The organism is Bradyrhizobium sp. CIR18, assembly GCF_014198295.1.
GTDB lineage: Bacteria > Pseudomonadota > Alphaproteobacteria > Rhizobiales > Xanthobacteraceae > Bradyrhizobium.
The window spans coordinates 21,218-39,913 of sequence record NZ_JACIHF010000025.1; the positions used below are offsets into that span (position 1 = coordinate 21,218).

At 57.8% G+C, this 18,696-nt stretch carries 15 protein-coding genes and 1 riboswitch; of the genes, 6 read left to right on the plus strand and 9 right to left on the minus strand.

What is annotated here, in order from left to right:
- Nucleotides 1-1,163: 1,163 nt before the first annotated feature.
- Nucleotides 1,164-1,961, minus strand: coding sequence for a nodulate formation efficiency C protein (locus tag GGD65_RS38100; RefSeq protein ID WP_246783559.1), 798 nt, complete (start codon nt 1,959-1,961; stop codon nt 1,164-1,166).
- A gap of 940 nt (nt 1,962-2,901) precedes the next feature.
- A riboswitch (cobalamin riboswitch) is annotated at nt 2,902-3,105 on the plus strand.
- A 103-nt stretch (nt 3,106-3,208) separates the two neighbouring features.
- Between GGD65_RS38100 and metE the strand changes: the two genes are divergently transcribed.
- Nucleotides 3,209-5,554, plus strand: coding sequence for a 5-methyltetrahydropteroyltriglutamate--homocysteine S-methyltransferase (gene metE / locus GGD65_RS38105; protein WP_183238548.1), 2,346 nt, complete (start codon nt 3,209-3,211; stop codon nt 5,552-5,554).
- A 1,149-nt stretch (nt 5,555-6,703) separates the two neighbouring features.
- Here the strand turns inward: metE and GGD65_RS38110 are convergent.
- From GGD65_RS38110 to GGD65_RS38135, 7 genes are all read right to left on the minus strand, one after another.
- Nucleotides 6,704-7,303 (minus strand): hemerythrin domain-containing protein, encoded by a 600-nt coding sequence (locus GGD65_RS38110; protein ID WP_179733731.1) that lies wholly within the window; start codon nt 7,301-7,303, stop codon nt 6,704-6,706.
- Between the two features lie 1,209 nt (nt 7,304-8,512).
- The gene (fixJ, locus tag GGD65_RS38115) at nt 8,513-9,118 is read right to left on the minus strand and encodes a response regulator FixJ (protein WP_183238549.1); all 606 of its coding nucleotides are present in this window, start codon (nt 9,116-9,118) and stop codon (nt 8,513-8,515) included.
- Nucleotides 9,115-9,477, minus strand: coding sequence for an ATP-binding protein (locus tag GGD65_RS40640; protein ID WP_246783560.1), 363 nt, complete (start codon nt 9,475-9,477; stop codon nt 9,115-9,117). Before GGD65_RS40640 ends, fixJ begins: the two co-directional genes overlap by 4 nt.
- Nucleotides 9,478-9,528: 51 nt before the next feature.
- Entirely contained in the window at nt 9,529-10,347 is an 819-nt protein-coding gene (locus GGD65_RS40645; protein ID WP_312017773.1) for a PAS domain S-box protein, read from the minus strand.
- A 137-nt stretch (nt 10,348-10,484) separates the two neighbouring features.
- Nucleotides 10,485-10,736, minus strand: a complete 252-nt coding sequence (locus GGD65_RS38125) for a hypothetical protein (RefSeq protein ID WP_246783561.1) — start codon at nt 10,734-10,736, stop codon at nt 10,485-10,487.
- Nucleotides 10,737-10,738: 2 nt separating this feature from the next.
- A complete protein-coding gene (locus GGD65_RS38130) occupies nt 10,739-11,059 on the minus strand; it encodes a hypothetical protein (RefSeq protein WP_210317522.1) in 321 nt (106 codons plus the stop codon).
- A 142-nt stretch (nt 11,060-11,201) separates the two neighbouring features.
- Nucleotides 11,202-11,540, minus strand: coding sequence for a hypothetical protein (locus tag GGD65_RS38135; RefSeq protein ID WP_183238551.1), 339 nt, complete (start codon nt 11,538-11,540; stop codon nt 11,202-11,204).
- Between the two features lie 754 nt (nt 11,541-12,294).
- Here GGD65_RS38135 and GGD65_RS38140 point away from each other — a divergent pair.
- From GGD65_RS38140 to GGD65_RS38155, 4 genes are all read left to right on the plus strand, one after another.
- Nucleotides 12,295-12,522, plus strand: coding sequence for a hypothetical protein (locus GGD65_RS38140; RefSeq protein WP_179733738.1), 228 nt, complete (start codon nt 12,295-12,297; stop codon nt 12,520-12,522).
- Nucleotides 12,523-12,751: 229 nt separating this feature from the next.
- Nucleotides 12,752-13,054, plus strand: coding sequence for a hypothetical protein (locus tag GGD65_RS38145; RefSeq protein ID WP_183238552.1), 303 nt, complete (start codon nt 12,752-12,754; stop codon nt 13,052-13,054).
- Nucleotides 13,055-14,329: 1,275 nt separating this feature from the next.
- Complete coding sequence (locus GGD65_RS38150; protein ID WP_183238553.1) at nt 14,330-14,641, plus strand: hypothetical protein; 312 nt, start codon at nt 14,330-14,332, stop codon at nt 14,639-14,641.
- 756 nt (nt 14,642-15,397) lie between these two features.
- Entirely contained in the window at nt 15,398-15,583 is a 186-nt protein-coding gene (locus tag GGD65_RS38155) for a hypothetical protein (RefSeq protein ID WP_091966228.1), read from the plus strand.
- Between the two features lie 923 nt (nt 15,584-16,506).
- Here the strand turns inward: GGD65_RS38155 and GGD65_RS38160 are convergent.
- Nucleotides 16,507-16,695, minus strand: a complete 189-nt coding sequence (locus GGD65_RS38160; protein ID WP_183238554.1) for a hypothetical protein — start codon at nt 16,693-16,695, stop codon at nt 16,507-16,509.
- 871 nt (nt 16,696-17,566) lie between these two features.
- Here GGD65_RS38160 and GGD65_RS38165 point away from each other — a divergent pair.
- The gene (locus tag GGD65_RS38165; protein ID WP_183238555.1) at nt 17,567-18,667 is read left to right on the plus strand and encodes a sulfotransferase; all 1,101 of its coding nucleotides are present in this window, start codon (nt 17,567-17,569) and stop codon (nt 18,665-18,667) included.
- Nucleotides 18,668-18,696: the final 29 nt, after the last annotated feature.

Below are 18,696 nucleotides of genomic sequence, written 5' to 3' on the forward strand. Positions count from 1 at the left end.
GTGGCTTTTCGCACGTCTGCGCTGCACCATATCTCGTTCGTGGTGCCGCCGCCGCGTTCGTACAAGGACCGGATTGTCGTGACCCAGGCGGCGACTGGCGGCCGCTCTCTCGTGGTACGCTTCACCGCCATCACATGTGGAGAGTTACCCACCAAGCCCGGCGTGAGGGCGTGCGTTTGCGTCAGGGAAATTTGGAACGGCAACCTCCGTGGCTTCGTTGTATACGCACCGAGCGAGGGGTAAGCCGCCCGCGTGTTCGGAGGATCGCGAGTGCCATCCTGATGCCATTCGGTGCGAGGCCTCGATCCACAACATGGTTGCCCCATCGCGGCACTCGGGCGGGGTAGCTCTGGTGCAGTTTAGCCGACTCAAGCTACAAATCATTCGCAACGATCTCACTACACAATGGGAATGAAATGGTTGCAGCCCCCCGGGATTTTCCGGTCTCTTCCAAGGCGCTTGAAGTGGATGGTCGACTCAGAGCCGAATTCGCAACCAGAGACGGCGCCAGGGCACAGGCGGAGCAGAACTAAAGAGGCGTTTTCCCACGCTTCAAATCCGGATCTTTGACGCGCAGACGAATGCGCGCGAGGAAATCTAGCGCCGACTCAGTTCGGTCCTCGAAGCCGCGCGCACGGCTCCGCGGCTCTCGCCGGGGGCACTCGGAAAAGGGGTCGGTGCTCAGAGGGCACTGCCGGCCCACTAACACTGCCCGATTACCGTCTTAACGCGTTTCGTCGCAGCACTCGATCCCGCGTGCCGCCTCGGCGTCGGCATGCATACGCTCTTGCGGGTGCCAGTCAGTCGCGCGATGGGCGGCGCGCACGCCGGATCGGGCTTGGGCCCGAGGCATCTTCAGGCCCGGTCCCTTGAAGAGTGGCATGGAGGAGCTGGTTCCCTCGCGGATTGGTGTCCTCCCACCGCGTCGGGCGCGCTGGGGGCCAAATCTCGCCAGCTGGAACGCGCCGCTGAGCTCGACTACTCGCAGAAGGAATCGGAAGTAATCGTGCTGCCCGACTTTTTCCTGACGGGCTGAAAGCTGCAGGAAAGGCTCGCGACTGCTGAAGGCGTAAACACCGACATTCTAGAGCTAATATGTCTGCAGTTGCTCAGACGTTCGGCCGTAAAGGAGCTACGGCGCGATCTTGCTCTGCGCGACCATTTTACCGAGGGCCTTCGCTCCCCTCTAACTCTTCCTGTTCCTTTGGCTCCATGCGAGCGAACCAGGAGCCAGGAGGAAAGGCCGCGATACGCTTGGCAAAGGAGGATTGCGGCTCCCAATCTTGCCCTTCGCTCTTCTCGAAAGTGATGACCCCGTTGTGTGTAAAAAAACGGGGGCCTGGGATATTACAGTTCACTAAAAGCAAAACGCGCCACAGATCACCTTTCTCGGTCGGCTTGTCATTCTGCTTCGGCAAGTAGTCCACCCCAACAGGTTCGACGATAGTGCAGCGGCCCTGCCGCAGAAGATCGCCGAGCCGGCCTTGCATGGTCGTCACAAAGTTGAAGTTGCTCGGATCATGCAGAAAGCCAAGATTTGCGTCCCTTTCGCCGTCCTTGACTTCACTGGCGATCAACGAGAGCGCCAGGGCGCGCCAGCCCAATTCCATCGGTTTGGCATAGGTCGACGCAAGTTGAATCGTGCCGTCGAGCGCGACCTTCCAAGTGATAACGTACTGTTCGTCTGATGTATCGACGCGGTGCCTGGTCCACGAAACGAAAACATAGTCATTGTCGTCAAGTTCAGCGACGCCCCACATTCGAGGGACGAACTGCGCCACCTTCGAGACATTGGAGATAATTTGTTCTATTGTCTCGCCGTCTTGCGCTCGCCACGTTGACTTGAATCTTTCGATAAGGGGGCTCTCGTTGGCGCGAACACTGTTGCTCGTCGCAGCCAGCCCGGCCAGGCAGATCAGGGATTGACCGAGACAAAACCATAACGCGCGTCTTCCAGACATTTTCCTCATAACTGTCGGCCTATCTGCTTTCATCCATACGTCATAAAGCGGGGCAACCTTTAACCTGTTATACGCGAGCGCAAGAAGTTAGCGGCGACGCGGCGGGGAGTCCGATGGTGTCCCGTGCGAGCAGGCGCTCCCCTCTATGTCACGCGCCGCTAACTTCGCTGCCGGCGACAGCCTCAATTTGCTGTGCTGGACTTGCCCAGCAGGAGGAGACTGGGCATGCCGAAGTCTTGCATTCTTCGTGCCAGGTAATCGGCGGCAATTCACACCGCTTTTGTGTCCTCTTTGTCGACTTTCCGACTGGCCCAGGTCTCGATGTTCCTTTCAGCGCTATCCAGCGCGGCTTATGCATCCTCGTCTCGCGACGGTTTGGTTCGGTATCGTTGCCAGAATGTGCGTTTCGATCTCTGCCATGCGTTTGGGCATTTGCGGCCAATGGGCCATGGTGCGTTTGGCGCTCCCTTCGCGCCACGCGGCGCTTCGAGAACAGCCTCAGTCCGGAGCGCTTTGCACTCGACGGCCAACGACGCGAAGCCGATCTTCACCGCCGAGCATTTGGAGTCTTGCTGAACCGCAAATCAACGTGCTGGCAGGGTATGTAGCTGGCTTCCCAGCTTGGGCCTATTCAACACGGATCCTGTTGGCCGAGAAGGTGGCTGGATGGTGGACGTGCTCAAAGAACCGCTGGGAAGCCGGGACGCGCATCAAATGCGTTCTGCTCGAGGCAGCAGTCCCGACCGCGCAAGTCGCATTTGTCCCTTCCACCGATCGGGCATGCGGCAAAGGGAGCAGCTGCGATGGTCATTCCAATATCGCTGACTGGAGAGCGCTTCTACGTCGACTCAACGATAAGATGCACGGTCATTCGCGTAGCGGATATCGCAGCACCAGCTTGAGACATAATCTGAGAGGTTGACGGAAGACTTCTCTTGCCGATAATCCAAGTCGTCGAGGTTCTCCGGTTCCCATTTGATCCGGAGCTAAGAGGGAAGCCGGTGACAATGCCGGCGCTGCCCCCGCAACTGTGAGCGGCAAGCCGCTGTCCAACGACGTCACTGAAGCCTGCGCGGCTTCGGGAAGGCCGGACAGAAGCGATGACCCGCGAGCCAGGAGACCTGCCCCGACAATATATTTGTCCACGGGGCGGGGTGTCCCGGTGGTGCGCCAAGCAGCCGTCGCACCGCGCGACTTCCCCTGCCTGCGTCCGCCATGGCCTTTGCCCCCAACATGGGGTTCACGCTATGACTCTTCTCTCCCTTCCGGTTGCCACCCTCGGAACGCCACGCATCGGTCCAAGGCGCGAGCTCAAACTCGCTCTCGAAAGCTACTGGGCCGGAAAAAGCAGCGAACAGCAGTTGCTCGAGGACGCAGCTGGCCTGCGTGCCGCGAACTGGGCTCGTCAGAAATCTATCGGCGTCACGGTTATTCCATCGAACGATTTCTCGCTGTATGATCAGGTGCTCGACACAAGTGTCATGGTTGGCGCCATCCCGGAGATCTACGCCTCGAAAGCCGAATCCGTTTCGCTCAAGACGTACTTCGCCATGGCCCGCGGGTCACAATGCGACGATCAGGATGCGAGTTGCGGTCACGGACCGCGCGGATTTGGCGCACCCGCGCAGGAGATGACCAAGTGGTTCGACACCAACTACCACTACATGGTCCCCGAGTTTCACAGGGGACAGACTTTCAGGCTATGCTCTCGCAAGCCGATCGAGGAGTATGAGGAAGCCAAGGCCCTTGGCTTTCAGACCCGCCCTGTCCTGATCGGGCCGGTCACATTCCTAAAGCTCGGCAAGAGTCCCGATCCTGCGTTCCAGCCACTCTCACTACTGGATGAATTGATACCGGCCTATATCGAGGTTCTGCAGGAATTGGCCAAACGTGGGGCAAATTGGGTTCAGTTCGACGAGCCCTGCCTGGTTCTTGATCTGGATGAGAGGGCGCGACAATCTTTGCGACATGCCTATGACCGGCTCGCCAAGGAGGGGCCGGCCATCAAGATCTTAGTCGCCAGCTATTTCGGCGATCTCGGGGACAATCTGGACACCGCCTTGAGCCTGCCAGTCGCCGGACTGCACCTCGATCTGGTTCGAGCGCCACAGTTGTTGGACCAGATCATCGCTGGCGGCCGAAGTGATCTAGTCATGTCACTCGGTGTCGTCGACGGCCGGAATGTATGGCGGTCGAATTTGTCGTCGCTGCGCCAGCGGCTCGAACCCGCGATTGCGAAGCTCGGCAAGGATCGTGTACAGATTGCCCCATCCTGCTCGCTGCTTCATGTGCCGATTGATGTTGAACTCGAAACCGGGCTCGCTTCCGACGTCAAGAGCTGGCTTGCTTTCGCGGTCCAGAAGATGCGAGAGCTCGCGAACCTGGCGCGGGCACTCGCAGGCGACCAGAATGTTGCGCTAGCTCTTGCCGAGTCGGAATGTGCCGCGACTGTCCGCCGGACTTCGCCAAAAATCCATGATGCCAATGTCGCTGTCCGGATGAAAGCGATCGATCAGACCATGCGTCGGCGCGCGAGCCCATCTGCCCGTCGTGCCGAGATCCAAAGCAATCGTTTCGGACTACCGGCTTTTCCAACCACGACGATCGGATCGTTTCCGCAGACCAAAGAGGTCCGGAATGCCCGTGCGGCGCATGCCCGAGGCGCTATGAGCGACGAGCAATACGACAGGTTCCTCAAGGAGGAGACGGCGCGCGTCGTACGCTGGCAGGAGGACATCGGTCTCGATGTCCTCGTGCACGGCGAGTTCGAGCGCAATGACATGGTGCAGTACTTCGGTGAGCAACTCGCCGGCTTCGCATTTACCAGGAATGGATGGGTGCAGTCCTACGGATCGCGCTACGTCCGGCCACCGATCCTGTTTGGCGATGTAGTGCGGTCGAAGCCTATCACCGTAGGCTGGTGGCGCTACGCGCAATCACTAACGAGGAAGCCGATGAAGGCGATGTTGACCGGACCGGTGACGATCTTGAACTGGTCCTTTGTTCGCGATGATATTCCCAGAAGCGAGGTCTGCCGCCAGATTGCGCTCGCGATCCGAGACGAAGTCCGCGATCTCGAGAATGCTGGTGCGACCATGATTCAGATCGACGAAGCTGCACTTCGCGAAGGATTGCCGTTGCGTCGGTCGGAGTGGACCGCCTATCTCGATTGGGCCGTGGATTGCTTCCGCATCTGCTCATCCGGCGTCGCTGATCAAACCCAAATTCATACACATATGTGCTACTCGGAGTTCAACGACATCATCGGCGCGATCGCTGCAATGGACGCAGATGTCATCTCGATCGAGACATCGCGGTCGAAAATGGAACTACTCGACGCGTTCAGGAACTACGAATATCCAAATCAGATCGGGCCGGGCGTGTACGACATCCACTCTCCACGCGTTCCCGAGGCGGGCGAAATGAAGGAGCTGATGGCGTTGGCTCGGACCCGGCTGCAGGATTCGCAGCTCTGGGTCAATCCGGACTGCGGCCTGAAGACGCGCAAATGGGAGGAGGTTCGGCCGGCGCTAGCGAACATGGTCGCTGCCGCCCGCCAACTGCGCGCTGCATTCGATTCGCGAGGCCGTTGATCCGGGCTTGGATCTCTTCTCGACAAAGTTGATCCTCTTGCGGTCATTTGCGCTCTCCATAATCGATGGAGCCTTGGGAACACAAAAAAAAGGCCCGGCCCCCGCTTAGCGGGCCGGGCGAAAGTCTGGGAGGAGCGACGCTGATGCGTCGCGCGGGCTTCGGCGGAAGAGAGGACAACCGCCGGTTCGATTACGGCAAGGACATTCGCCGAAAATCTGAGCCCAGTTGAAGCACAAGCTCAGCATAGCTCAATTATGCAGTGGTATGCGACCGTATAGCCTGAAGTGTATAAATATACACCAAGGTTTGTCGCTCAAGAGCACGTCGGCAACGATTACGACAGCGACGAGGGGAGGTGGTGATGCGGGGCGGTCACCGCAGGCACGAGCCGCAAACTCGGTGCGCTTTCCTGCCTGGAAACCTTATGCTCGATCAGCGACGATACGAAAAACCTGGCAAGCGTGGACAATGCATGAGCGGTTGCTGTTGATTTGAACCCTGCTTAAGGCAGTTGGTCGACCGGTTCCACCCGATAGTCGGGTTTCGGCTTGGGCCTCTGTTTGAGAGTCTATGAGCGGACCACGCGGAGGATGTCATGAGCTTGAAGATGGCACGGTGCCGATAGGTTGCTCCTCAGCCGTGAGCGTGGTCCTGCCCTCAACATAGGCCAGTTGAATGATGGCGATCTCGGATCCGACACGACTCGGCTCGGCGCAGAGTTAGACCGGACGTCCAGCGCCTTGCCGTTCGTGCTAAACGTACACGGGCGAGCAGTGCCTCGCGGATCATTCAGAGCGTGCCGGGCAGGGAAGGAGTGGGAGTGCTTCGCCGCACCCGCGCGGCCGCAAGGTCCGTCCTACGGGTCGGCGGATATGCGAGACATCCGCTTCGCGCGATGTCACTGCGCAACTGCCCAACCTGCGACGGTCATACTGTGGAACGTCCCGGAACCAGAGCTCAGAAAGGCTCGGCCATGGCGTTTGCACGGGTGGTCGAGGAAGCGATCTTAGTGTGCAGAAGCCATTTTGGCGGTACGGCAGCCTACGTGCCCGCGAACACACCCCCATTTTCATTTCGGCAGGATGAGCATAAGGTCTAATCCCTGCTGTAAAACGGCAGCGACCAATACGGCCCGTCTCGGCGCCGTGTCAGGGATTGCCGGCCTTGGTGGACGATAACGCGACCGAGCTGCGTTCGGCCTCAGCTTCTTGCTCCAATTTCAGAATATGCGCTCTTAGCGCATCGGAAGTGGCTGCCGCTGTCTCGCCGAACAGCGGATCTCCATGATCGGTGACGGCGGAAGCGATTTCGGTCCATTCCTGTGCCGAAAGAGCCTTCAGTGCGGCCGGAAAGAAATCTCGTTCTTCCCACATCATGTGGCGCCGCTCGCATACTATAAAGTCGCGTATGATATTGCCGACGTCTTGCCGAGCGAGCTCACGATCCGTGAGGATGGCGTCAATAGCTCGCGCGAAGCGGTGCAAGCGGTCGACGACTTCCTGGTGTTCAAGCGCCAGATCGCCGACGATTGCAGCTGCATCCGGATCGCAAGCCTTGAGCTTGGAAAAAATCAAGTCTTCCTGTGGATGATGATACACCTCGGGGTAAACCTCGAAATAGCTGATAATCGCGCGAATGACCTCATAATCGGGACGGATCCCTTTCTCAAAAATCTCCAATTCGCGTTGGAGAGCGGCCAGAAGCAGATCAATGTTGCGATGCTCTCGAAGCAAAAGATCGATGATCATTGCGGTGCTCCTGGAGGCACAATTTAGGCCGGAAGCGTTTCTGCCACTTGCAAGATCGCCCAAGCCGAGTTCGGTGTCGTTTGCGCTGCAATTTTCCGCGCTGTTCGACGCAAAAGAGTAGCGCGCTTGAATTTGAGCTGGCGTAAATCAACTTAGCCGAAGTGTTGAGGTTGCCCACGCAAGACGCTTGTTGGATAGCAGGTGGTCTCGGTAAAACTGGCGGCCTGGGCGTGCATGGAGGATCCTATCTTGCGAACGTCGATGGGACGCAGATTGGCTGATCCTGACGAACTGGAAAATTTGGATGTTTTCCCTAGGTAGAAGTCCCTAAGTATTTACACGTAAGTGCCATGAGCAGGGCGTCTTGAATGGGGGCGGCGCGGTCCCTTGTTTGCTCAAACATGTTCAAATCGGATTACAAAGCTGCATGCTGGCTTCGGCGGCCGCGTCCATGGAAACAGTCGGAAGCGCACGGCCGCACCCGTGAAGAGCTCCAGGCAGCCCAAAAGTTGTCGTCCACCGCCACTTTCAGCTCGCCGCAGGAGGTCTTGTTCGGGCCGTCAGCATCGGTCGGCCGCGGAGGTGACGAGGTGGATATTGACGGCATCCCGATCGATGTACGCTGGCCGACGTGGTCGACGCGCTCATGATGATGCGATCCGCTGTCGTACCCCCTTAATGGTGTGTGACGATGGTTAGGGCGGCGCGCCTCGGCCGGAACCGCACTCAGCGCGCGCTGGTATGCCGGCGTTCCGTGCCCGCAGTGCCGCTTCGGCTCGCTCCAAAGTACGCGACCGTTCGATTTCGAAGACCGAAGTGACTGTCGCCCAGCCGGGCGCAATGAGCGAATGATGGTCCTCTCGTAGCCGATTGCCACAGCGTCAAGATGCGCACTTGTGCTCAATGCGATGGAAGTCGAACCGTTCACGGCAGCCCGCACCGGGAGCTCCGTTGGCGGATGGACCAGTAATTTGCCGAACTATGCCGTTCTCCGGGGTGACAGACCTGCTATCCATCGGAGCACAAATTTGGGCCGACTTAACTAATCTTCGTCATGTGCCGTCGTGATTCAAGTAACCAGCAGCGTGTGTTGCATCGGTAGCCGTCACCGAAAACATGATCCGCTCGGCGCGGGTACGCCTGAAAACCCTCCGTTCGACTGCGCAGCTTGGATGCATGAATAAGCCATTCGCGCCATTTGCGCTGGTGCTAGAGTCCCGCAGTAATGGCGATCCGCATCAACTCAGACATGCTGCGGGCATTGGTCTTGGCCATGAGGTTTGCACGGTAAACCTCGACTGTCCGGGGACTGATGCCGAGATCATGGGCGATCACCTTGTTAATCTTGCCGGCTAATAGTCCCTGCAGGACGTCACGCTCGCGCGAGGAGAGGCCCGCGAGGCGGGCTTCCGCCTGCAGTTTCGCTGCGTTATCGGTTAGTTTCGTTGGCCGCGCTTCCAAAGCGCTATTGATCGCACGCAATAGCACGTCCTCCACGAACGGCTTCTCGATGAAGTCGACCGCACCCGCTTTCATCGCTTCGACTGCGAGCGATACGTCGCCATGACCAGTTATCAAAACGACGGGGCAGTTGACGCGATTGGCCTTCACTTTACTGACTAGTTCGAGACCGCTCATACCCGGCATATGGATGTCTGACACAATGCAATCAACTGGACCGCTCGCCACGTCATTAAGAAACGCGGTCGCCGTCTCATAGGTTGCTACGTAGAAACCGTTTACATCAAGAAGAAACGCGAGCGAGTCCCGCATTGCGGCGTCGTCGTCGATCACAAGAATGCGCCGCCCAATCATGTCTCTTCATTAAGCTCCGCAAATGGCGCGCTGAACTGAAGGATCGTGCTGCCACCCGGATTCGCTTCCGCGACGATATATCCGCCATGCGACTCGATAATCGTCCGGCATAGTCCCGCACCCATGCCATGCCTTTTAATCGTGACAAAGGGCTGGAACAGTCGGTCGGCGATATCAGCGCTGATGCCGGGGCCTTTATCGGCAACGGTAAACCTCTCGAGGTTGGCAGCTTCGCGGCGCCGGCAGGAGGCCATGGACTCGATTGCATTGCACATCAGGTCCAGCGCAACCTTCTGGATCTGGATCTGGATCTGGATCTGGATCTTGTCGACGATCATGTCGCGGTCGCTGCGGGTCATCACGCGTACGCCTTGTTCCTTGGGGCCGACTAGGCCAGAGCCACAGCTTGTTCAAGGAGCGTGGGCGCCTCTCCACAGTGTGCAAGCCCCTGACAACGAATTCCTGCCTGCGCTTGATGATATCTTTGGCGCGTAGAGCCTCTTGGGCGGCAAGTTCGAGTGCATCACCAATGCAGTTGCGTCCGATTTGTCGGGTGCCAGCAGAGCCTTTGTTCGCGCATATTGCTTGTAATTGCGGAGAGCGGGCGGTTCATCCTCATGGGCAATAGACGATGCCATCTCACACCAATGGCGGTCGGCCGCGACACGTGCACGAGTTCGGATGGCAGATCTTGCAACCGTCATTCCTGCGCCCGCTCTTAGTGACGTTTCGGATGAAATCGGTGAGAGCCGTTCGGCGCGCGCTATGGCCTCACCGACGGAGGTCGAGCCGTCGCTCCATTCGCCGACCACGATGCGGCCCATGCCGATGATGGGCCGCTCGCCGTTGGCCACATAACGTTCAATGTAGCGCTCATGCTCGGCGCGGTAGAGCTGCGGCATCAACCTCGACACATTCATTCCGACCACGTCGTCCGGAGACCAACCAAATAAACGCACTGCCGGGGCGCTGAACGAGCGAGTGATGCCCTTCTCGTTAATCACGATCATGGCGCCCGCGAATTCCGCGATATCGATCATGTTTGCGGGATCGGTAATGAGACCTTTCACAAGAAGGGCCATGCTGTAATGAGGCAGAGCAGAGGAGCGGCGTTCGCCCGGCCGCGGCCGCGACGAAAGCAGCAAAACGAGGACTGGAAGGTAGATGTCCGTGAACGTGAGGTCCTGAAGATACGGATTTAGCGCCGGGCACAGCACGAGAGCCAGCACGGCGGCTGCCGCTGCAGTGCCATAGCCTTACCGGACGTGGTCGGACATGTTTCCTGGTAGACCCTCTCATTCGATTGACTCTACATTGTTTCCCACGAGAGGCCACCGGAGCAGAACGCGCCTCAACTCAGACCAATCTATTGTGCAGGATGGCCGCCGCTATCTGGCCATATGCGCCAGTGCGTCGGCTGCACGGCCACGTGTTCTCTGGTCTTGGCCTTGATCCAGCCGCCGAAGGTCCGGCGGCAAGGAAAGACCACCCGGTGAATGGTATTACCCTCGATCACGGCAATCTCCAGATCCCGATCAAAGGGCGGCGCCGTTTCGAGCCGCTCCCAGGTCAGGTCGCCAGTAGATCTTGGACGGTGTTCATTGCTGCTGGCTGACAAATTCAGGCAACCTTCTGAACTACGGACCAGATGGCTTGGACCGCCGCGCGAGCAGGCTCAGCCCAATATTGCCCAGGCGGCGTGGCGGCCGGGGTTTTATCGGCCGTGGCGCCGTTGAACCTATCGTGCCGGGACATGATCGGCTCGCCAACCGAAATATTAGGATTGACGCTGCGAAACAACTCCCGGGCTTCGGTCGAATCGATCTGGATCAGCTCAAGACCTCGGCGGTTGGTATTAACCGCCGTTCTGCAGAAGCTGAACTGAACTGCCGCTCCCGCAATCTGGCGCGCGGCGGGACGAATGTCCCCGTGGTCTGTCATCTCGAACATCCTTCGTTGGGAAATTTCCTTGTCCCACGGCGTCAGCGTCGGGCATTGGGTTGTGATGACGTCAGCCGCGCCCTTGTGACCGGGGCGGCATCCCCGAGATGCCGGAACTCGCTTGACTCCATTCGGAGGGGGCCTAGCTGCGCTCGGCGTCGATCATCGCGCCCGTCCGCGGGTCGATGAAGTGGACGCATTCGCACGCGGCGCAGGTTATTGTGTGCAGGTCATCGGCACGCGGCTCGGGTACGTCCGGCCGCAGTCCTTGAACTCGGTCGCCGGTATCTGGACGTGAAAGGATGATGGGGCGCCAAGTCTTTCTGTCTGCCATGTGTGTGACCTTGGACGGGAAGCTCACTTCTATCAGTAGGCAGTCGCCGCAGTATTGATACAGGTCAAAAAGAGCTGATGCGTATCCAGAATGGCCAAGCTCGAGCGGCTGCTGCGAGCCGCACAGGCCCGCGTTGGCAGGCGACATGTCCCAAGTCGGGCGATCCGCCAGGACCTCGCGTTGGTCCGCAACACGCCAGCGTGTAGCGGGGTTGATTTGAGGCACACCGCTCGCGAATGAGCCACGACAGCATTTGTCCTCAATGCTGCGATAGCCGGCAAGCAGATGGTCAATTGATCGCTCACCTCGTATTATCGGTGGCCTTGCCGGGCAGATCCCAGCCATAGGCTTCGGCGCTGAAGTCCTGAACCCTGGGCTCATCGAAACGTTGGATGCGACAGGCGTGATCATCGGCTTTGCTGTCGCGGCCGCACGGGCGGTTCGCCTCATTGGCCCCCGATCACGTGCGCGTAGGTCTCGCAGGTCCCGGCCGCCGGCGCGCGTCAGAAATGGCTCTGCCCGGTGGATTGGCGCAATGACTTGCGTTTGCGGCAATGCCTCGTGAGACCATCAAGTATCGCGGTGTAAAGTTCGCGGCCTCTCAAGTCTCCATATTGCCAGCGGTTGAGTATGGGATCGATAGAGATCAATAGCCGGCATCTCGGGCGTACCGGCGCATGCGGCTCTCAATCGTCTCTTCAGACATTCTCGATTCGTCGGCGACTCAATTTTGTCAGTCCAGGGCATGAGCAGAGCAGAAGGCGTTATCCCTCGGCCCAAAAGAGTGCGACCCGCCAAGCGAGCGGACAACCTCTTGGGGATGCTGCTTGAGGCAGATCAAATACTCTTGTGGCGCGAATGGCAGAATGGTGGATAAGCAAACCCACAAGAAGAGGATGCCATGCCTTCATTTAATGTTCGGTTCATTAAGACCGTTTGTGACGATACCGGACACGAACATCGTGCCTGTCAGGCAGCGTTCAAGGTCGATGCCGCCTCGCTGAGTGCTGCTGCACAGCAGGCGGAGAGCAATTTCTGCAAGCAAAAGAGTGTTCGCGATTGGACAGTCTTCGCCGATGTGATAGAGCTTCGAACCCCGCCTGCATTGCCGCCGGCATGGGCTGGTTAGCTTGACTTTGGCTGGGGAAGACCAGCGCGCTCTCCTGAACATTTAAGCAGGCGCCTGGCACTTGCCGGTTTTTTCCGAGAATGCGCTTGCTGCCGTTATGGAGACGTGTTGCGCGATCTGCAGCGGGTGAGTGGCCTATGTCAGACCATGCAAGTCCGCTCAAAGACTGCCCGAATGAACAGACCCTGCGCGCTCGGCCGTGGGATATCCTCCCGCTACGCTTTCGCGATTGATTGCGCTCAACAGTTCCTCGCCGAAGATCTTGCTTCCTGAGCATGCCGGCATTCAAAGAGGGCCGACACAGGACAAGCCTCATTGCCGCCTCGAAATCCACGACATGGGCGAAGCAGTCCTTATGTCTGTATCGCTGTTTCTGCCTACGTTTTCTGCTTTGCCGCAGCGACGGGAACACGATCCCGCGTTTACCTTCTGCGTATTGCTCGCTTTCGCCGCCAGCCTGGCGCCGCCGCAACGGCCGGCGCGACTACCGCAGGCGGAGATGATAGGTCTGCCGAACTACAACTCGGTCTGATCAAATTCGCCTCGGTAATGGCGATGTGGCCGCTGGATAAAGTAAACGCAGTCTCAAAGGGCGCGGCGTATTGCATGAAGACGCTCAACACAAATGGTAAGTGCGCTCCACTTGCTCGGGGCGCATATTCCTGACAAGGACGGAAATATTCCTAAAACGCGGATGGTCATTATCGTGTCGATCTGACGAAGGCTGAGCCATATCGACCTCATGTCGGCCAATGGTCAGATGTCAAGGGCACAAGTTGGACCGAGGAGCGTAGCACTTTGCGGCTGGCGAATCTCGCGTTCGCGCTATGAACGCCATGTCTGTATTCCGTGACCAGTGCGCGGTAAGTTGGGATGTGAACACGTTCACGTCCGGCGGCACCATCGCGCCCGCGACGGTCATCACGCACATTGAAACAGCAGCACCCGAGTACGATATGATCGCGCGGTCAGGGATAAACTCAGAACAAAAGAAGATGGCCACGCAAGACAATGCTCAATCAAATCCGTCCGCGCGGCAAAAGTCCGTCGCATCACAGATCGGGCCTCTGTCTACTGAAGGACAATTCAGTTCACTGGCTCGTTATCGGTCCAACGGTTGCCTGCAAGGCTTATTACCTTATCGAGAACAACGCCCCCATGAGGGGATCTGTTAGCGAAAAAAAAGGCGTGCGAAGGCTCCTGTATTCTCGGCAATGCGGAGCGCGCGAAGGAGAAGCGGGATTGCGCCATGCGCGCTCAAGTGCAGGCGAAATCCGGAGAAAACTCGCGTGGAGTCTTAAAGCGCAACTGTTGCTTCGATGTCACCAAATGTATGAACCCGCGATCTACGCTTGTATCAAACGAGGGACGACATGTTCGATATTTATTTGAACGGAAGACGCGATCTTTTGGTCGTTCCGCGAGGGTTTGCGATCCCTGCGGGGTTAGCCGGCAGTTGGAAGCGAAAGAAGCGTGCGGTGCGTGCAGTGAGCAATGTCATTCGCCAAGATGTGGAACAGCGCGGTTACCACCGACGTAGTTTGATCTCAAATCGGTCGAAGACGGCAGTTGAGACCTCGTCACACGCGTAGCCAACGCGGCTGTCTCCGCTGACCCACTTCAAAACACTCTGGGCAGGATGTCGCCGATGCCGTCGAGAGCCTTGCTTACCGCGTCGGCGGCAGGTGGGTATCCTGCTTCATCAGGCTTATGGCGCAAGGTTTCTTTTGAAAAGCGGCGCACGGCGCTGCGGCTTCCCTCAGGATAAGTATTTTGGAGCTTTTCCTCGACTCGATGGCGTGCTCGCGTGAGTTTTCAGCTGTCCATACTGAAGATACTTTCCGGCCAGCCGCACGGACGGGCGAGCATCGAAGTCGTTAAACAGCATTTGGCTATCTATTACAGCAGCGGCCCAGAGTGGCCGGCGCGTATGAAGCGCATCGCGAGCCGCGCGCCCCAACTCGATATTTTTGGCCAAAGGCTGATCGAGCGAGAGGCCGGGTCCTGGATTATCACCGACGAGGGAAGGAAGACTCTTGAAGGGCTCGAACTGCTAGATCTGGGCGCTATGCAGGGGCAGGTTGGACGGGAGATCGCGCACCAACCCGAAGATGAGTAGCCGCCCCTGGGTTTCTTCGCAGCTACAAACGAGCGCGCGCAGAAAGCGCTCCCCGGCACGAGCCCGCGCAAGGGCTATCGGCGTGACGGCTTGTCGCTCAAGCCCTTGCTGATGGCCACGTACCCCGATTAGATCGCCCAAGTTCAGTTTGGACATAATGCAGTGGCTATTGGTACTGTGAAGCGCTCCAACGCGACCAAGGGACGATATGTCTTCATTCAACTCAAGGAATGGAGGAGCTGATGTCTTCGTGCACTCCGACGCGTTGAGCCGAGCCCGGACGACCGACACGAAGACGTGAGCAATCTAGTATACGCGCAAGCCCCATGGGGTCTCTGGCGTTTAGATAACGAGCACGCTAATCGTCAAAAGGTGACCATAGCAAGAGATCGCCACGATGTCTCAGAGGGCCTCGATGTTTGATCGCTCCAGACTTAATCCAAATCACGAAGCTCCCCGAGATGCAGCCGTTCAGGTTCATCGCGATTGGCTTTCTCATTCCAGAACATGTTAGTCTACGTTCTTAGCTTCGAATAGAGAGGGGTCGATTGGGGTTGCGTTCAATTATAACGAAGCCTCTCACACACAGCGTCTGTACGAAGTTTACAATTCCACAGTTGCACTAGTCCAGACGCGCTGTCTTCCGAAAGCATGACCGAGCTAATACCCGGCGCGAGTTCCGATGCTGTCCTTTTTTTACTGTCGCGCTGCGAAAAAACTATGTTACAAGCGCCCTTCTCAGAAGGAGCATTCATCGTGAAAAAAGCAACCAAGAAACGCGTTAAGCGGCGCGAGTGGACGAAGGCAGATATCAAAGAACTCAAAGTCCATTCGAAGGCTCGGACCCCGGTCATAAAGATAGCAAAAATGACTAAACGCAGCGCCGGCGCGCTACGCCAGAAGGCCTTAAATCTCGGAATCGGACTCGGACATCAGCGTTAATTTTGAGCGACGCTGCCTAATGGTGCGGTAGGGCGGCTCGCGGGCCGCCCTCTTTTGTTATAGAAATTTGTCGCACATTTGGCTTGCCGATCCGCGCTGAGAGAGTTTTTCACGCATGTGCTGGATGCCTTCAATGTCGCGGAATGCGCTCCTGCGCCTCCTCATCTTTGATCAAGAGACTTGGAAGGGGGGGCGACGGCCGCTTGCGATGTATGATCGCGAGTGAAGACATAGCCTTGGTCATAGCCCTGTCTCGAAGATGAAATTCGGAAACACTCGGTCCCGGAACGGATGCGATGGACCCCAACGCCGAGTCCTGGACGCGTTAGCTTTCGAGAAGCTGACCAGTCTCGGCCGAACTCCCGTAAGGGTGGAATCTAGCATCCGTTCGGGCGGCAGCTTCTTCAGCTTCGGCGAGGCAGTCTTGGCTGCGCTGGGCAGAACACATCGGCTGATCGCCTTAACCGAATGGAAAGAACCTCGCGAATGGGGCATCCTCGAAGCTCATGCCAGACTAAAGTTTGGGCGTAAGCGGACCGCGCCGAGCCTGTTGGCTAGCTTGAGCTCCGAGACGATTTGGCGCCCTCAACAGCAATTGAAAAAGCGCTCTGTTAGCTTGATAGATCGCGGCCGAGCGGTTACGTCCTGAACCCGTCATCACCTGCGCGCCCTCGGCGTTGTGCACGGACGACAACCACCTTCGACCGCGCTGCTCCAAGACATATTCGAAGGATGGGAGACTCATGGTCAGCGAGCTCCATTTCTAGGGTGCGTTTGGTCTTCATAATGCCAGGGCGGGCCCTTTCCAGGCGATGCCTCGCTGTAGCAGGCTTAGCAGTGCGCTCGCTTGATCGGTCAACGCCGCTTTCATCAAAAGCGAGCTCATCCTGCGGTGCCTGTCGTGGCGCCAAAGTCGCGAGATGCTAGCGCGTTTTGGCCGTCAGCGCCATCTGTAGGATCCGGGCATCCTTTGCGGAGGACTTATGCCGCAGCAAACCGTTGTTTTCTAGCAGCCTTGAATGGGTCGTCACGAAGGAAGGGTCGACGTGCATCAATCGTGACGCTAGATTGACCGGTACACCCTTTCCTTTGCCCAAATAGGTCACCGCCATCAGGATCGTCCACCGTGGCCCAGTGATGCCCAGCACAATGGTAGGAAAGCTGGCAAGTTCTGCGAGACGCGCATGGATTGATCTGCTCTCCCACATGAACGGCCGGACAATGTCGTCTCCGTCAGTATAGATGCGGCCAAGAGCGCTTGCTGGATCAGGTAAAATCCGGCGGCATATTAAGCCAGGTTCCGTCCTTGACAACCGTCCTTAGCGCCGATTAGGGGAGCGCCAGGGTTGCAAGAGCAGATAAATCAAATAGTTGGTATGGTTCGGACGGATGGGCTTGCGCACAACAGGCGGGCCGGAGCTATGGCTCAGTGACTTGACTGACCAACGGCAGCATTCAGGGCAAAGTTGCGTCAGGATCGATACGCGCTGACAAGATAGCTGCGCCCCGCCAAGTGAGATGTCCGCGATGTAGTCTGCTTCTTTGCCGCGCTTGCCGAGCTGTCCGCTCTTGTATGCCGAACATCAGCGAGGTGCATGTCGCATTTACGGCGTCAATGCCCCAGCGTCGGGCAGCTCATGACTACACGTAATAACCTTCCATTTACCGCGGGCGGTCTTCGGCAAACGTCCGTATAGTTCTTCCCAACCTTCCCATATCGCGATCAACCTTCGTGCAATTGAGGTGGCGCTTTACTTCGTTTCAACTGTCGGGAGATCGAGGAGGCAATTGCAGTTATGCTTCCGTGATCCCGCCCGATTGATCAAAACTGAACGGTTCTCAAGTCATGAGTGGCAGACAAAATTCTTGTCGTTTTGACGCCTTGTACGCATGCGGTTGCCCATGTGATCGCGCGGCTGGCGTTTTTCGCTCAATCGAGCGAGCGCCGACAGGGTTTACTTTTCAAGCACGAGGGTCTGAACGATGAGCGGACGTTTTGGCCGTTCGCCTGCGGTGTGCTTTCTCCTCGGTCTTCCGCGATCCGGGACGACACTCCTGGCGCACTTGCTCCAACACCATCCAGACATCGTGGCTCCGCCTGAGCCCTGGTTGATGTTGGCGCTTGAAGCATTTGGCAGGGTGGATCAGCGTCACCCGGCGGGCAGCTCACTGATCAAGGCCGCGACCTCCGAATTCCTGGGGCGGATAGATCGCACGATCGTCAGCCGCGCTTTTGCCGATGCAGCATACGATCAGTATCTGGCAGAAGCGGGCAAGCGCATCATCATAGACAAGACGCCACGCTATTGGACGGTGCTTGAGTTTCTTGAATCTGTCTATCCAGAAGCGCCACATATCCTTCTGATGCGCAATCCGTATGCCATCGCCGCTTCACTGAAATCGACGTGGGGCATCCCACTGCGGACAGAAAGCTCGCATTCGGTTAGCGTATCCAGCCTCGCCGATCTCATGCTCCGTCTGCCCGACGGCATCATAACTTCACTCGCCGATTTGGTTCTGGGCCTTCCCAAGCTCGCCGCGCACCGCACTCGCCCGCAGACACAGTTCGTGCAATACGAACTGCTCGTGGCGCATCCGGACGAGGAAACCCGGCGTCTGTTGACGGGGCTCGGCTGTGACCCAGCGGTCGTCGCATCGACTGGGATGAGACAAGCAGATTATCTTCGATCCAGCAGCTTTGGGGATCGAAAAATCCTGGAACGAAACGCCGTCGACGAAAGCTCTGTCACGTCATGGCAATCTCAATTGAGCGTCGAAGAGATGCAGACCGTGACTGATTTGGTTGGCGCTGAGCTTTTGCTGGAACTCGGATATGAGCAGGAACTGCTGCATGCACAGAAAGCCGGAGTGCTGGATAGGGGAGGTGAGGTAACCGAACTCTATCGTCGAATATTCCGAACCTGGTGGGATTTGCGAAGTGCCAAGGCCGGAGCATTATCCGGCCCCTCTCACGCTGGAGAGCCGCTCCACACTGCTTGGAACGTTTCGGAGAACCGCGACGCGGCTATCGAGATGTTGCGAGGCGAGGTCGCGCGGCTTGAGCAGATCCTCAATATCTCATAGGGCGATCTGAATGCTTGCGATCAAAACAC

Coding starts and splice junctions, on each gene's coding strand:
- GGD65_RS38135 (WP_183238551.1), bottom strand. CDS start 11,540: ATGTCGCCTGCCAACGCGGGCCTGTGCGGCTCGCAGCAGCCGCTCGAG.
- GGD65_RS40640 (WP_246783560.1), bottom strand. CDS start 9,477: ATGACCCGCAGCGACCGCGACATGATCGTCGACAAGATCCAGATCCAG.
- GGD65_RS38140 (WP_179733738.1), top strand. CDS start 12,295: ATGCCTTCATTTAATGTTCGGTTCATTAAGACCGTTTGTGACGATACC.
- GGD65_RS38100 (WP_246783559.1), bottom strand. CDS start 1,961: ATGTCTGGAAGACGCGCGTTATGGTTTTGTCTCGGTCAATCCCTGATC.
- metE (WP_183238548.1), top strand. CDS start 3,209: ATGACTCTTCTCTCCCTTCCGGTTGCCACCCTCGGAACGCCACGCATC.
- fixJ (WP_183238549.1), bottom strand. CDS start 9,118: ATGATTGGGCGGCGCATTCTTGTGATCGACGACGACGCCGCAATGCGG.
- GGD65_RS38110 (WP_179733731.1), bottom strand. CDS start 7,303: ATGATCATCGATCTTTTGCTTCGAGAGCATCGCAACATTGATCTGCTT.
- GGD65_RS38130 (WP_210317522.1), bottom strand. CDS start 11,059: ATGACAGACCACGGGGACATTCGTCCCGCCGCGCGCCAGATTGCGGGA.
- GGD65_RS38160 (WP_183238554.1), bottom strand. CDS start 16,695: ATGGCGGTGACCTATTTGGGCAAAGGAAAGGGTGTACCGGTCAATCTA.
- GGD65_RS38165 (WP_183238555.1), top strand. CDS start 17,567: ATGAGCGGACGTTTTGGCCGTTCGCCTGCGGTGTGCTTTCTCCTCGGT.